Source organism: Thioalkalivibrio sp. ALJ12 (genome assembly GCF_000378305.1).
GTDB lineage: Bacteria > Pseudomonadota > Gammaproteobacteria > Ectothiorhodospirales > Ectothiorhodospiraceae > Thioalkalivibrio.
In genome coordinates, this window is sequence record NZ_KB899538.1 from 590,371 (window position 1) to 605,123 (window position 14,753).

Genomic DNA, 14,753 nt, shown 5'->3' on the forward strand with positions numbered 1-14,753 from the left:
GATGCCGTTGGCATAACAGTGAGGCAGCATGGATTCGCCAGGGAAGGCGGCCCCGGACTCGCACAGCGAGAACGGGGCCATCGACACGGGACTGACCGCGCTCGCGATGCTGGCGCAGTATCATGGCGTGGCCGCCAACCCGGCACAGCTGCGCCACGAGTTCGCGCCGGATGGGCAGCCGTTCGATGGCGACCACATCCTGCGCGGTGCCCGGCACCTGGGCCTGAAGGCCAAGCGGGTGCGGACCACGCTTTCGCGCCTCGATCGTACGCCGCTGCCAGCGATTGCGCAGGCCGTGGACGGGCGCTTCTTTGTGCTGGCGCGCGCCGGGGAGCAGGATGTGCTGGTCCAGCACCCCGGTCGTGGGCGCGCCGACCGCATCACGCGCGAGGCGCTGGAAGAGCTGTGGACGGGGGATCTGATCCTGTTTACCTCGCGGGCCTCGCTGACAGCCGAGCTTGGCAAGTTCGACTTCACCTGGTTTGTGCCCGCGCTGGTCAAGCACCGAAAGCTGCTGGGCGAGGTGCTGCTGGCCTCGTTCTTCCTGCAGATCTTCGCGCTGGTCACACCCCTGTTCTTCCAGGTGGTGATGGACAAGGTGCTGGTGCACCGCAGCCTGACCACGCTGGACGTCTTGGCCATCGGGTTGCTGGCGGTCATGGTGTTCGAAGTGGTGCTGTCCGGCCTGCGTAGCTATGTGCTGGCGCACACGGCCAGCCGCATCGACGTCGAGCTCGGGGCCAGTCTGTTCCGGCACCTGATCAACCTCCCCATGGGGTATTTCGAATCGCGGCGTGTGGGCGATTCGGTGGCGCGCGTGCGGGAGCTGGAGAACATCCGCGAATTCCTGACGGGCAACGCGCTCACGTTATTGCTCGATCTCTTCTTCTCCGTGGTCTTCATCGCGGTCATGCTGTTTTACAGCGGCTGGCTGACACTGATCGTCCTCGCCTCGTTGCCGCTGTACGTGCTGATCTCCGTGCTGATCACGCCGCCGCTGCGGGCGCGCCTGCACGAGAAGTTCAACCGCGGGGCGGAGAACCAGGCCTTTCTGGTCGAGAGCATCAACGGCATCGACACGCTCAAGTCGATGGCGGTGGAGCCGCAGACCACCAAGAAGTGGGATGAACAGCTTTCCGGCTATGTATCCGCCGGGCTTCGCACCACCCGTCTGTCGACCATCGCGCGCGAGCTGATCTCGCTGGTGGGCAAACTGGTGACCGTGGGCACGCTGTGGCTGGGTGCGCTTCTGGTGATCGAGGGGGATCTGACCGTTGGTCAGCTCATTGCCTTCAACATGCTGGCCGCTCGGGTCGCCCAGCCGATCATGCGCCTGGCCAATATGTGGACGGACTTCCAGCAGGTCGGGATTTCCATGCAGCGTCTGGGCGACATCCTCAATGCGCCCACGGAGTCCTCCTTTGCCAACCGCAGCAGCCTGCCGCGGCTGGAGGGAAGGATCGAGTTCGACCAGGTGCATTTCCGCTATCGCCCCGACGGGCCCGAGGTCCTGCGTGGTGTGAGTCTGGAGATTCCCCCTGGCCAGGTGATTGGAGTGGTCGGCCGCTCGGGTTCCGGCAAGAGCACGCTGGCGAAGCTGATTGCCCGCATGTATGTCCCGGAGCGCGGGCGTGTTCTGGTCGATGGCACCGATCTCGCGGTCGCCGAGATCAGTTCGCTACGCCGGCAGATCGGGGTCGTGCAACAGGAGAACATGCTGTTCAATCGCAGTATTCGCGAGAACATCGCCCTGGCCAGCCCCGGCGCCCCGCTGGAGCAGGTAATGACCGCCGCCCGGCTGGCAGGCGCACATGACTTCATTCTGGAAACACCGGAGGGATACGACACAACGGTTGGCGAGCACGGCTCGAGCCTCTCCGGCGGGCAGCGTCAGCGCATCGCGATAGCCCGTGCACTGATGAATGACCCGCGTATCCTGATTTTTGACGAGGCCACCAGCGCACTGGACTACGAGTCGGAACGGGTCATCCAGCAGAACATGGAGCGGATCGCTCGCGGGCGGACGGTTATCATCATTGCCCACCGCCTGAGTGCCGTGCGCAGGGCCGACCGCATCATCGCGATGGATCATGGGCAGATTGTCGAATCGGGCTCGCACGACGAACTGGCCGAGCGGCCGGGCGGGATCTATGCCGGCCTGCTGAGCCTGCAGCGCGAGTGAGGTGACCCATGGGGATGCCGCGCCAGGCCTGGGGTGACATCGGCGGCCGCTACCGGCGGGTGTTCGCGCGTGCGTGGGCCCGTCGCCGGGAAATGGATCCGCCCCGGCGACAGCCCTACGAGCAGGAGTTCCTGCCCGCGGCGATGTCGCTGCAGGAAACGCCGATCCACCCCCTACCGCGGGTGATCATGGGCGTAATCGTGCTGCTGGCCGTACTCACGGTGATCTGGGCCACGCTCGGGCAGATGGACATCGTTGCGGTCGCGGAGGGCCGCGTGGTGCCCGATGGTCGCACCCAGACCATCCAGGCGACCGAAACCGCCAGCGTGCATGCCATCCACGTTCGTGACGGGCAGCGCGTGCAGGCGGGAGAAATCCTCGTCGAATTGGACCCGACCTTGCCCGGCGCCGATCTGGAACGCCTGGGCGTTGAATATCGGTCCGCGCGTCTGGCGGCCGCCCGGTCGGAAGCCTTTCTGGAAGCCCTCGAGAACGACGCGGGCATCCCGCTCCTGAACACCGACCACCCCGTCCCGGAAGACGCCCGGCAGATCGAGGAGCGCGTGCTGGTCGGGCATGTCCATCACTACCGGGCGCGCATCCAGCAACTGAATGCGGAAACCGCGCGCCGCGAACAGGAGATGGAAGCCACGCGCGCGATGGTGATCAGCCTGGAAAACACCATCCCGATTATCCGGCGCCGCAGCGAGGATCTGCGGCAGCTGTCCGACCAGGGCATGGCCGCCGCGCACGAGCAGCTGGAGCTGGAACAGAACTACATTGAGACGACGCACCAGCTAGCCGCCCAGCGGGCCCGTCTCGCCGAGGCCGAAGCGGCACTCCATGAGGTCCGGGAGCAGCGAAAGGCCTTGCAGGCGGAGAGTCGTCGCGAGGCGCTGGATACCCTGCACCGGGCACGATCGGATGCCGAATCCCTGCGCCAGGAACTGATCAAGGCCCGCCGTCTGGATGACCTGACACGCTTGCGTGCCCCCGTGGATGGAACAGTGGAACAACTGGCCGTGCATACGGTGGGTGGTGTCGTCGAGCCCGCCAGTCCGCTCATGGTCGTGGTCCCCGAGGATGGCGCAGTGGAAGTCGAGGCTACCCTGCCCAACAAGGACATCGGGTTCGTGCGGGCCGGCCAGGAGGCCGAGGTGAAACTTCAGACTTTCCCCTACACCCGCTACGGCACGATCGATGGCGTGGTCACGGACGTATCGCAGGACGCGGTACAGGATGAACACCAGGGCCTCGTGTTCGTGGTGCGTGTGCGTCTGGAAAAGGACACCGTGGACGTTCATGGCGAGGATGTCCGCATCGCCCCGGGGATGATGGCCACCGTCGAGATCAAGACCGGCTACCGCCGGATCATCGAGTATTTCCTGGCGCCGCTGCTGCGCGCTGCACGCGAAAGCCTGAACGAACGCTGAGGCCAGCGCTGCTTGTTACCCGTAATTCGGGGTGGATGGGAAACAACCTGGGTTGATGTTAACGGAACGCTTGCAAACTCCCTTGGTGTCAATCTGAAGGGATTTCTTGAACACAAGTAATGTTCGGGTTGATTCGTTGACGCCAACGGGAATTGCTGCCTGGAACGGTTCCCGCATCCTTCCTTCAGCCAATGCACGATACATGGTCCAGAGAAGGTCGTGGAAACAGGAGCGAAGCCGCCCTCACCGAACCACACGATGACTGTGCGGCTGGGCACATCTGCGATTGGCGTGAGTTGTGCCCTTCGGGGCGACATACCAGGGCGTGCCTTGACACGGATTGAAAGGCCACTCAGCATCTGCAGCCTTACTCATGGAAAGGGAATGTCCATGACCTCGCCACGGACTGGCGCGTTCGCCGCACAGGCACGCCTCGATCTCGCAGCCCCCATTGTCTTTCGTGCGCCCATGCTTGCACGCGTCTGTCTTCGGCACGTAGACGTTCTGGGGCCGCGTTTCGGGTGCCTACCTCGGTCCAGGATTGCCCTGTGAACGTCGTCGGCCTGATGGGATCAGTGCTCATCGCCCTGATTCCGATGGCGGTTGCCATTGTTGCGGCCATTGGGATGTTGGTGGCCGTCCGTCGCGCGTCGGCTGTCGTCAGGATCGGCTATGCCCTGCTCGTACTGGCCCTGCCGGTGGCCATGATGTTGGGGTTCATGCTTCTTCTGGAAGAGTATGCGCGCGAGATGTCCGCGGGACCGCCGTTGGCCCTGTTCGCGTTCATTGGCATCCCGCTGATGGTCGTCTGGTGGTTTCGGCGGCGTCACCCAGTGCGGTTGGAGACGGGCGCGCCCGCCGACCCTACACCGCGCAGCTTCCGCCTTACGTTTCGCTACTGGCGGCTGGAGCTGGCCCTCGTAGCCCTGCTGGTGCTGGTCGTCCTCACGGAGAACCCGGTCTCGCGCATGCTCAATGACTATGCGGGCCGGATTCACCTGAAGGTCGCAACGGCGCACTTCGACTTGTCAGGCCACAAGTTCGATGTGCCGGTGCGGTTTTTCTACTTTGTCCATGAAGAGCTGGGCCACTGGCCGCGCCCCGGAGAGGGGCGACATGAACCGGCGACCCTCCCGTTGAGCACTCTCCTGCCGGATTTGCGGCCTTATCACCACGAAGACCGGGATCGCTGGACCCGGGGTGACGACGCCCTGGGAGATCGGGTGGAAATCATGCTCTTGAACGAACCGCCTCCCCGGTTTATTGGCCCGATGGGGCGGCTTGCAAGGGAGAACCCGCAGGGCGGCCGGACATCCGATGATGGCCTCGTTATGTTCGAGACCGCTCCACAGGAGAGCGGCCCGAAGGCCCCGGGTTCGTCGTCATTTTTTGTCCCCGAGGACGCATCAAAGGACCTTGTAATCCGGTGTACCTCGCCAGGCGAGCAGCCCGCTTCTGAATGCATGGCCATGACCGCCTTTCGCGACGATCTCGCATTGACCTATCGCTTCAGCCTCGAGCACCTTCCGGGCTGGCAGCGGATAGATCGCGAGGTTCGACAGCTCCTGGACTCCCTTTCGGTCAAGGGTGACGCGTCATGAGGCCTTCCGCATGTTTTACCATCCCCCGTGATCGGCTATCCCGTTTCACTATCGACCCCGTCCTCGTGATCCGGGCGCAGAATCGGGGCGTGGACTCATGACACGTCAGGCGAAGCCGCCCAAGCCCTTTTTCAATTACCAAAAGCTCGGAGCCTTTGGCCTCGTGTTCTGGGTGCCTCTGGTTGTGACGGTCCTGGTTTCGCAGGTGGGTCTCGCAGGGGATGCAGGCATCGCTACGGCCGTTCGGTGGCTTTCTGACGGGGTTGCCGGCGGGCTTCCCATGATCGACACGATCGCTGAATCCCGTCGGGACACCGAGGGCATCCGGGCAGCCTTGGCGGCAGCCATCGCATTTCAGCCGTTTCTGTTCGTTTACCTGTTTTTCAAGATGTCCAGATCCGTACGCCCCGAGCGGCCTTCCGGCATGGCGCTTCTGAAGCTGATTGGATCGCTCACCTCGTTCTTTGCGTTTTTTGCGTTTGTCGTCTTCGCCCAGCTGTATGCCGTCCTGCCAGCGGCAGGGCCTGGTCCATCGGGTCGCATGACCGAAAACCTTGATCCTCTGTTTGAGATTCCGGCGGTCGCGGCGACCTCCCTCTTTTTCGTGCTGTACTTATCCACGACGATGGCTTCCGCGTGGCTCTTTATGCTGGGAACCCTGGCGAGCGGTTCGTTTTCGGCGAGCGGGAAGAACCGGGGACGGGGCGCATGAGTGGCGCCGGCCGGCTGGCCCTGATTGTGGTCGTCCTGGTGGCGATCTGGCTGGCGGGCTCCGCCCTGTGGTCGGGCCTCGCGCGGCCCTGGCTCTCCGAGTTGGGGGTGTTCGACGCCCTGCACGAAATCTATGGCGAACCGCCACGGCTCGAGATCCAGGAATTTTCGCCTCCGATCCGCAAGGCCAACATCAACGGCGTGCCGATTGCGATTCCCTCCAATTACCTTTCTCTGGTCGGCATCGAGTACAAGGATCAGAGCGCCTGGGCGCCACGAAGTCCGGATACACCGAAGCCCGATGAGCGCACCTTCGAGGACGATGCGCAGGCCTTCTCCCTATACGTTCGCTGGCCAGACATGGTCCCGAGAAGCCCGGAGACACAGTCCAGCTTCTGGACCAGGGATGACCCTGATGGCGACGTCTGGCTGTTAATCGGCGTGGTGGCGATTTCCGACTTTCGTCGCGATGGCCAGTTTTCGTATGAACTTCTCCGTGAGCGCGGTGATTGGGCCCCCGCCCTTCGAGGAGTCATGCAGAGATTCGACGAGGGTGAGCGCATCACTCATGAGTGGAATGATGAGAAGGGGCGTTACAAACATCTGAAAAACGTTCGGTATGAAATGAGGGGGCGCGACCCCGAAACCGGGCTCCAGTGGGCGCAGCCTGTGGGTCCAGGGACAGATAAGCTCGAGTTATGGAACCAGACTCTTTATTGGAAGGGTGACGTCGACGGTGTTGTGACCGACTATTTCCAATGCCGGGCCGGGAGTACGGCGAATCCCGATCTTATTCATACATGCCGCTATAAGTTCACCATTCCTGAATGGGGGGGGCCGCGTAGCGTTTCGGTTTCCACGCGACAAGCTTGTCGCGTGGCGCGAAATAAAGGTGGCCGTGCGCGATCTCATTCTGGGCCTTGGTGGACCCGATGGAGAACGCAGAAGAGGGCCCGTGAGCGTTCGTGAATCGCTCATCGAGCTGCTGACGAAATACCCCGGGCCGACAGATGCTGAGGCCCGTCGTTGGCGGTACGCCCTGATGGCAATGGGTGCGTTCGCGCTTCTCGCCGAAGGGGTCCTCGTCTACATCCTTTATTACATGGACCCTGTAGCGCCTCCATTCTGGCTGGCCTCTCCGGCGGGCTGGCTATGGGAGCATGTTCCCGCCGCGCGTGGGTTCACGAACAGCTCCTACGGCCTTCGCGCACAGATGCCGTACGTATTTGTGGTGTTTTTCGTCTTGGTGGTCGCTACTGCTGCGCTGGTAGCCTGCTGTAATCGCCGCGGATCGATCTTCGGCATGGCAGTCAATTTTCTTCAAGAGGGGATCTTTAGGCAGGGGGTTATCCTCGTCGCGGTGCCCATCGTGTACTACGCCGTTGCCTTTTTCGTCCTTTCTTCCGATCTGGAGGCGGTTTCGAGCCCGAGTGAGCGATCGTACCGGCATTACGGTTTGTTTTTCGAGACAGAGATGGGTGTTGCGACTGTCTGGGTGCCGCTGGCCTTGTTCTGCGGTTCCTTCATCGGGGTCCATCTCTCGATGACCGCCGAGATTCCAAGGCTTCTCAGGGCCGCCCGCGTTGGTTGACCTCGCTTGCTAGCGGATCCAGGAAGGTAATTGTCCATGTGCACAGTGGCTTACTTTTCGCTATGGCTGTCTTTTCTTTTTGTCTGGGCGGCCCCTTCCAGCCTGATCATTCTTGGGTCCCGTAGACGCGCTGGCCTGGGGGCGCGGATGTCCTACGCAGGTCTGATCTTGCTGGCCCCGCTTGTGACGCCGTATATGGTCCGTGCCCTGTTTGTGTTTCGCCGGCCGGTTCATGCGTAACGAACCGCGCCTATTTCGGGGAGGGTTGAACATGCCGTGAAATGGGCGCTGAAGGCCGCCACCATTCTGCTGATGGTGTCGCCCTGTGGCCCCACGCCACGCGGGGAGTGGATGGAGGCGACCCAAACTCGCCAGCGTCCCCGGCGTGAACTTGTTGACCCTGCCGCTCGGGGTGGGGGACGGTCGGCAGGGCCGGGCTTTAGAGGATGTAGCGCGAGAGGTCTTCGTTTTCGACCAGGTCGCCGAGGCGTTCGTCGACGAAGCTGCGGTCGACTACGACGGCGCCGTCGACGTCCGGGGCGCGGTAGGCGACGTCCTGCAGCAGGCGTTCCAGCACGGTGTGCAGGCGGCGGGCGCCGATGTTCTCGGTGCGCGCGTTCACGTCATGGGCGATCTCGGCGAGGCGGCGGACGCCGTCTTCCTCGAAGCGCAGTTCCACGCCTTCGGTCTTCATCAACTCGGTGTACTGCTCGGTCAGCGAGGCGGTGGGTTCGGTCAGGATGCGCACGAAGGCGTCCACCGACAGCGGGCCCAGTTCGACGCGGATCGGGAGTCGGCCCTGCAGCTCCGGCACGAGGTCGGACGGCTTGGACAGGTGGAAGGCGCCGGAGGCGATGAACAGGATGTGGTCGGTGCGCACCATGCCCAGCTTGGTGGAGACGGTGGTGCCCTCGATCAGAGGCAGCAGGTCGCGCTGCACGCCCTCGCGCGAGACCTCGCCGCTGCTGCCCTTGTCGCTGCCCTTGGCGACCTTGTCGATCTCGTCGAGAAAGACGATGCCGCTTTGTTCGACGCGGTCGATCGCCTGGAGCTTCAGCTCTTCTTCGTTAATCAGGCGCGCGGCCTCTTCCTCGATCAGCAGCTTGCGGGCCTCGGCGATCTGCAGCCGGCGCGAGCGGGTCTTCTGGCCGCCAATGTTCTGGAACATCGACTGCAGCTGGCTGGCCATCTCCTCCATGCCCGGCGGGGTCATGATCTCTACGCCGTGCGGGTTCTGCTGCACCTCGATGTCGATCTCGCGCTCGTCCAGGTCGCCCTCGCGCAGGCGCTTGCGCAGTTTCTGGCGGGTGTCGCTGTTGGAGTCGTCTTGCGCGGATTCGGTGAAGCCGGCGTTGCGCGGGCGCGGTAGCAGGGCATCGAGGATGCGCTCCTCCGCCGCGTCTTCGGCCTTGACGCGGTTTTCCTTGATGGCCTCGTCGCGCAGCTGCTTGACCGCGGCCTCGGCGAGGTCGCGGATGATCGATTCGACATCGCGGCCGACATAACCGACCTCGGTGAACTTGGTCGCCTCGATCTTGATGAACGGCGCGCGGGCGAGCTTGGCCAGGCGTCGGGCGATCTCGGTCTTGCCGACGCCGGTCGGGCCGATCATCAGGATGTTCTTGGGGGTGACCTCCGGCTGCAGCTCCGGTGGCAGCTGGCGGCGGCGCCAGCGGTTGCGCAGGGCAATGGCGACGGAGCGCTTGGCCTCGTCCTGGCCGATGATGTAACGGTCCAGTTCCTGGACGATCTCGCGGGGGGTCATGTCGGTCATGGCAAAAGGGGCCTTGGTCGAATCGTTCGTGCGGGGCCGGGCGCGTTATTCCGCGTCCAGGCTCTCCAGCGTGAGGTTGTGATTGGTGTACACGCAGATGTCGGCGGCGATGTTTAGCGACTTCTCCACGATGTCGCGGGCCGACAGGTCGGTGTTCTGCAGCAGGGCCTGGGCGGAGGCCTGGGCATAGGGGCCGCCGGAGCCGATCGCGATCAGCGCGTTTTCCGGTTCGATTACGTCGCCGTTGCCGGAGATCACGAAGGAGTTCTCGCGGTCGGACACGGCCAGCAGGGCCTCCAGCCGGCGCAGGGCGCGGTCGGTTCGCCAGTCCTTGGCCAGCTCGACCGCGGAGCGGGTGAGGTTGCCGGAGTGTTTCTCCAGCATGCCCTCGAAGCGCTCGAACAGGGTGAAGGCATCGGCCGTCCCGCCGGCAAAGCCAGCCAGGATGCGGTCGTGGTAGACGCGGCGCACCTTGCGCGCATTGCCCTTCATCACGGTGTTGCCAAGCGATACCTGGCCGTCGCCTCCGAGGGTGACGGCGCCGTCCTTGCGGACGCAGACGATGGTGGTGCCGCGAAACTGTTCCACGGGCGCTCTCCTTTGTGCTGCGGTCGGGGCCGGCCGCCCGCCTTGCTGCATTGCGAGACCGCCAGGGGCTGCTCGCAGGCACTAGGGGGTCAGGTTGTGCCGACGTCCGAGGTTTTTGCGGTCCGGAAGCGGTTGGGTCCCGGTCGTTGCTGTTGGTTCCCCGCCCGGAGAAAGCTGGATTCAGCGTTTGCCTGGCGAACGGTCTCTCCGGGCACGCGGGTGGGCGGCATCATACACCTGTGCCAGGTGCTGATAGTCGAGATGGGTATAGATCTGGGTGGTTTCAAGGTTGGCGTGACCAAGAAGTTCCTGAATGGCTCGCAAATCGCCACTCGATTCCAGCAGGTGACTGGCGAAGGCATGGCGCAGCCGGTGCGGATGCAGGCGCACGTCCAGCCCGGCGCGCCGGCCGGCCTCGGCCACGCGGCGCTGGACTGCGCGGTTGCCGATGCGGGCGCCGCGGCGGGTCACGAACAGGGCACGTTCGCCGGGCGCGGCCCAGTCCCCACGGCGCTCAAGCCAGCTGCGGATCGCATCACGCGCGACCCGCCCCACCGGGACGCTGCGCTCGCGCCGGCCCTTGCCGAGTACCCGCACCAGCCCGGTATCGAGGTCGAGATCCGTCAGGTCCAGCCCGGTCAGCTCGGACAGGCGCAGCCCGGAGGAGTACAGCAGCTCCAGCATGGCCTGGTCGCGGGCGGCCAGGGTCGGATCGAGGTCCTCGGCCGGGGTGAGGGCCTGTTGGGTCTGGTCGACGTCGAGATCGCGTGGCAGGGCGCGCCCCGCGCGCGGTCCGCGCAGGCCGGCGGCGGGGTTGGCCGGCATGCGGCGGTGCTCGACCTGAAAGGCGAAGAAGCCGCGCGCGGCGGACAGAAAGCGCTGGATGGAGCGCGGGTGGCGGCCCTGGCGGGCGAGCTGCCCGGCGATGCGGCGCATGTCCGCGGCCCGGAGATCGGCCCACGGGCCCGTGTGCAGGCCGCGCAGGCGGTTCAGGTCGCGCCGGTAGGCGTTGACGGTATGCGGTGAATGGCCGCGAACATCGCTTAAATGCCCGAGAAAGGCCGCGATATCCGCATCCTGCGGCGGGCTGGAATCAGTCGCCGCCTCAGGCGGCGGCGTGGGTCCGCTCGACATGGCAGCGGATCGATTCGGCCAGCAGGTCGCCGATATGGGTGACGAAATAGATGCCCATGTCGGGCTGGAAACGGTCCGGAGAGTCGCTGGCCAGGCCCAGCACCCCGATGCGGTCGGACTCGTCACCCAGTGGCATCAGGATCGCGGAACCGATGTCGTCGGCCGAATCGAACAGTACGTCCAGCATCTCGCCCGGCACACGGCCGCACTGGGCCTTGCCGCGCGCGAACAGCGGATCGAACGTGCTCAGCTCGCCGGACTCCAGGGCGTGCAGGTCGTCCACCTCGCGGTCGGCCAGGCGGATGCTGACGCGCTCGGCACCCAGCTCGTTGCGCAGGGCGTCCTGGGTCAGCGCCAGTACGGCATCCAGGTTTTCGGCGCGCATCAGGGTTTTGGCCAGTTCGTGCAGGTGCTGGCCCATGCGCTCGTTGTCGCGGGCGCGTTCGACCAGCTCGCCCATGTGCTGCTCCATCGCGCGGTGTTTCTCGCGCAGCAGGGCGACCTGGCGCTCCAGCAGCGACACCGCCCCGCCGGCCGGGTGTGGCAGGCGCAGGATGTCCAGCAGCGGCAGGTGGTCCTGGAAGAAATCCGGGTGATCGCGCAGATAGGCCTCGACGTCGGCCGCAGTAAGCGTTTTGTTGTTCTTGTCGTCCGTCGCCTGCGGCTTGGGGGTGTTTGCAGCAGAGGCGTTGGAGGATTGCCCAGTCATAGATCGATCCAGCCGTTGAAAACCGTGGTGGCCGGTCCGGTTAGCCAAACCGGGGCCTCGGCCTGTGCATTCCAGCTTAGCACAAGGGTACCGCCCGGCAGCGAGACTTCAACCTCGTCGTCGACCAGGTTGCGTCGGCGCAGGATGGCCATCGCGGCGGCCGCGCCGCTGCCACAGGCCAGCGTCTCGCCGACCCCGCGTTCGAATACCCGCAGGTCCACATGGCCGCGGTCGCGCAGCGCGGCAAAGCCGACATTCACGCGACGCGGGAAGCACTCGTGCCGCTCGATCAGCGGGCCGACCTCGGCCACGGGCGCGCTCGCGACGTCGTCGACCAGCAGCACCGCATGCGGATTGCCCATGGATACCACGCCCAGTGTGAGCGCGTGGCCCTGCACGTCCAGGGTGTAGGCATCGGCCTCGTGTTCGGCGACCAGCGGGATCTGTTCGGGCGTGAATACCGGCCGGCCCATGTTGACCCGCACACGCTCGTCGTCCTCGACATGCAGCACGATGCGTCCGCCCAGGGTCTCGACCGGGATTTCGCGGGCCTCGGTCAGGCCCTGCTCGCGCACGAAGCGGGCGAAACAGCGCGCACCGTTGCCGCACTGCTCCACCTCGGAGCCGTCGGCATTGAAGATGCGATAGCGGAACAGGGCCTGGGCCGGGTCGCCCGGGGGCTCCACCAGCAGGATCTGGTCGCAGCCGATGCCGAAGTGGCGATCCGCCAGATGGCGCAGCGTCGCCTCGTCGAGCCGGACGGTCTGGCGCGTCCCGTCGATGACCACGAAGTCGTTGCCCAGCCCGTGCATCTTGGTGAATTCCAGGCGCATCAGGTGGCCTCCGGCAGGTGCCCGAAGATGATCATGTGCCGGTCGGATGTGGGGCGGACGGTGAAGCCGTCGAGTCCGGCGGCGGCCAACTGTTCGCGGACCTCGTCGGGCGTGAAGGCCGCGTGCAGGGAGTGTTCGAAGTCGCGCCGCAGCACGTCCGGGTCCTCGGCTGCGTACTCCGCGACCAGGGCCTTGACCGCTTCTTCCGAGTCGGGACGTCGCAGGTCCATGACGAACACGGCTGCGCCGGGCGCCCCATCGCGCCGGATGGCCTGCCACAGCACGGTGGGGTCATGCAGGTGATGCAGCAGGGAATTGCTGATAATCGTGGCATACGGGGCGCGCGGGCCGCGCGCCTTGGGCAGGCAGCCCTCGGCCAGATGGACCCGCTGCGCGGCCGGGTGGCCGGCCATCAGCGCGTCACCGGCGGCCAGCATCGCGGGCGCGCCGTCGATCCCGTCGACCTCGCAGGCCGGGTAGCGCGCGGCGAAGCGCAGTGAGACATCGCCCGGGCCACAGCCGAGATCCAGCACGGGTCCGCTGACCGGGCCGGGGAAGGCCTCGGCGAAGGCGTCCACGAAGCCCTCGTGCGGCGCGGCGAAGTCGGCCTCGGCATAGGCGCGGGCCTGCGCAGGCTCCAGCATAAGCTCCGGTTCGGGGCGGCGCGGGATCATGGGTCCACGCTTCCGGGCGGATCGTCATCGTCCGGGTCCGTGTCTTCTGGGTCTTGGGGCAGCATGCTCTCGCGCATCATCAGGTGATCGACCTGCTCGCGTCGGTTGATGATCTGGAAGTGGTCGCCGTCGACCATGATCTCCGGTGGGCGCGGGCGCGAGTTGTAGTTGCCGGCCATCACATAGCCGTAGGCCCCGGCCGAGCGCACGGCGAGCACGTCGCCCGCGGCCAGCGTCAGTTCGCGCTCGCGGCCGAGGAAGTCGCCGGTCTCGCAGACCGGGCCGACGATGTCGTAGGTGCGGGGCTCGGAGTCCTTGCGCTGCACGACCGGGATGATCTCCTGCCAGGCGCCGTACAGGGCCGGGCGTAGCAGGTCGTTCATCGCCCCGTCGACGATCGCGAAGTCGTGGGCCTCGGTGTGCTTGAGGTACTCCACCCGGGTCAGGAACACGCCGGCGTTGGCCGCGATCGCGCGCCCCGGTTCGAGCAGAACCTTCAGCGGGCGCTCGCCCATTACCTCGCGCAGGGCGCTGGCCCAGGCGTCCGGCTCCGGCGGCGTCTCGTCGCGGTAGCGCACGCCCAGTCCGCCGCCGACATCGATGTGTTCGAGTTCGATGCCGTCTGCGGCCAGCTGGTCGACCAGCGTCAGCACGCGTTTCAGGGCATCGGTGAACGGGTCGATCCGGGTCAGCTGCGAGCCGATGTGGAAATCGACGCCGGTGGCCTCCAGGTGCTGGCTGTCGCGTACCCGGGCATACAGCGCCGGCGCCTCCTCGATGGCAACGCCGAACTTGTTCTCGCGCAGGCCGGTGGCGATATAGGGATGGGTCTCGGCATCGACGTCCGGATTCACGCGGATCGAGACCGGTGCGGTCACGCCTATCTCGGCCGCAACGGACTCCAGCCGCTCCAGCTCCGGGGCGGACTCGACGTTGAAGCAATGGATGCCGACCTGGAGTGCCCGGCGCATCTCGGCCGCAGTCTTGCCGACGCCCGAGAACACGACCTTCGCCGGGTCGCCGCCGGCGCGCAGTACACGTTCCAGTTCGCCGCCGGAGACGATGTCGAAGCCGGCGCCCAGGCGCGCGAGCACGTTCAGCACCCCCAGCGCGGAGTTCGCCTTCACCGCGAAGCAGACCTGGTGCGGCGTGCCGATCAGGGCCTCGCTGAACGCGCGGTAGTGGCGCTCCAGGGTGGCGCGCGAATACACGTAGGCGGGCGTACCCACCAGCTGGGCGAGGTGGTCCAGCGCCACGCCTTCGGCATGCAGCGTGTTGCCGTGGTAGTCGAAGTAGTCCATTCAGCGGCGCTCCTCGGTTTCGTCGTCATCGGGCAGGTAGAGATCACCCTTCTGTCCGCAGGAGGCGAGCATCTGCATCGTGCCGAGCACGACCACGACCGCAATCAGGAGCCACTGGGCCTTGCATGAACGCATGTTCGTTCCGGGGTGTCGTTGCAATGAAGGGCAATAGTGTGCCATTGATACGGCGCTGGCTTCAGGTCCATCCGTTGTCATTCACCC

General features: G+C 65.4%; 13 protein-coding genes and 1 pseudogene. 6 read left to right on the forward strand and 8 right to left on the reverse strand.

The genetic code is table 11. From position 1 onward, the window contains the following. The first annotated feature begins 28 nt into the window (after positions 1–28). From F467_RS0102810 to F467_RS0102835, 6 genes and pseudogenes are all read left to right on the forward strand, one after another. Entirely contained in the window at positions 29–2,182 is a 2,154-nt protein-coding gene (locus F467_RS0102810; RefSeq protein ID WP_018139846.1) for a type I secretion system permease/ATPase, read from the forward strand. A gap of 8 nt (positions 2,183–2,190) precedes the next feature. Next, positions 2,191–3,615, forward strand: coding sequence for an HlyD family type I secretion periplasmic adaptor subunit (locus tag F467_RS0102815; protein ID WP_018139847.1), 1,425 nt, complete (start codon positions 2,191–2,193; stop codon positions 3,613–3,615). Positions 3,616–4,163: 548 nt separating this feature from the next. Then, a complete protein-coding gene (locus F467_RS0102820) occupies positions 4,164–5,216 on the forward strand; it encodes a hypothetical protein (protein WP_018139848.1) in 1,053 nt (350 codons plus the stop codon). Positions 5,217–5,313: 97 nt separating this feature from the next. Next, entirely contained in the window at positions 5,314–5,928 is a 615-nt protein-coding gene (locus F467_RS0102825) for a hypothetical protein (RefSeq protein ID WP_018139849.1), read from the forward strand. After that, positions 5,925–6,886: pseudogene (locus F467_RS0102830) on the forward strand (hypothetical protein). Before F467_RS0102825 ends, F467_RS0102830 begins: the two are co-directional and overlap by 4 nt. Then, positions 6,883–7,518, forward strand: a complete 636-nt coding sequence (locus tag F467_RS0102835) for a hypothetical protein (RefSeq protein WP_018139851.1) — start codon at positions 6,883–6,885, stop codon at positions 7,516–7,518. The pseudogene F467_RS0102830 and the gene F467_RS0102835 overlap by 4 nt, the downstream one beginning before the upstream one ends. A 439-nt stretch (positions 7,519–7,957) precedes the next feature. Here the strand turns inward: F467_RS0102835 and hslU are convergent, their stop codons facing one another. From hslU to F467_RS13330, 8 genes are all read right to left on the reverse strand, one after another. Next, positions 7,958–9,292 (reverse strand): ATP-dependent protease ATPase subunit HslU, encoded by a 1,335-nt coding sequence (gene hslU, locus F467_RS0102845; protein ID WP_018139853.1) that lies wholly within the window; start codon positions 9,290–9,292, stop codon positions 7,958–7,960. Positions 9,293–9,337: 45 nt separating this feature from the next. Then, the gene (gene hslV / locus F467_RS0102850; RefSeq protein ID WP_018139854.1) at positions 9,338–9,880 is read right to left on the reverse strand and encodes an ATP-dependent protease subunit HslV; all 543 of its coding nucleotides are present in this window, start codon (positions 9,878–9,880) and stop codon (positions 9,338–9,340) included. 180 nt (positions 9,881–10,060) lie between these two features. Further along, the gene (xerC, locus tag F467_RS0102855; RefSeq protein ID WP_018139855.1) at positions 10,061–11,014 is read right to left on the reverse strand and encodes a tyrosine recombinase XerC; all 954 of its coding nucleotides are present in this window, start codon (positions 11,012–11,014) and stop codon (positions 10,061–10,063) included. Continuing rightward, complete coding sequence (locus F467_RS0102860; RefSeq protein WP_018139856.1) at positions 10,986–11,723, reverse strand: DUF484 family protein; 738 nt, start codon at positions 11,721–11,723, stop codon at positions 10,986–10,988. Before F467_RS0102860 ends, xerC begins: the two co-directional genes overlap by 29 nt. Continuing rightward, positions 11,720–12,556 (reverse strand): diaminopimelate epimerase, encoded by an 837-nt coding sequence (gene dapF, locus F467_RS0102865; RefSeq protein WP_018139857.1) that lies wholly within the window; start codon positions 12,554–12,556, stop codon positions 11,720–11,722. The genes F467_RS0102860 and dapF overlap by 4 nt, the downstream gene beginning before the upstream one ends. Next, a complete protein-coding gene (locus tag F467_RS0102870; RefSeq protein ID WP_018139858.1) occupies positions 12,556–13,230 on the reverse strand; it encodes a trans-aconitate 2-methyltransferase in 675 nt (224 codons plus the stop codon). Before F467_RS0102870 ends, dapF begins: the two co-directional genes overlap by 1 nt. Then, the gene (gene lysA, locus F467_RS0102875; RefSeq protein ID WP_018139859.1) at positions 13,227–14,531 is read right to left on the reverse strand and encodes a diaminopimelate decarboxylase; all 1,305 of its coding nucleotides are present in this window, start codon (positions 14,529–14,531) and stop codon (positions 13,227–13,229) included. The genes F467_RS0102870 and lysA overlap by 4 nt, the downstream gene beginning before the upstream one ends. Further along, a complete protein-coding gene (locus tag F467_RS13330) occupies positions 14,532–14,666 on the reverse strand; it encodes a lipoprotein (protein ID WP_012981537.1) in 135 nt (44 codons plus the stop codon). Positions 14,667–14,753 lie beyond the last annotated feature (87 nt).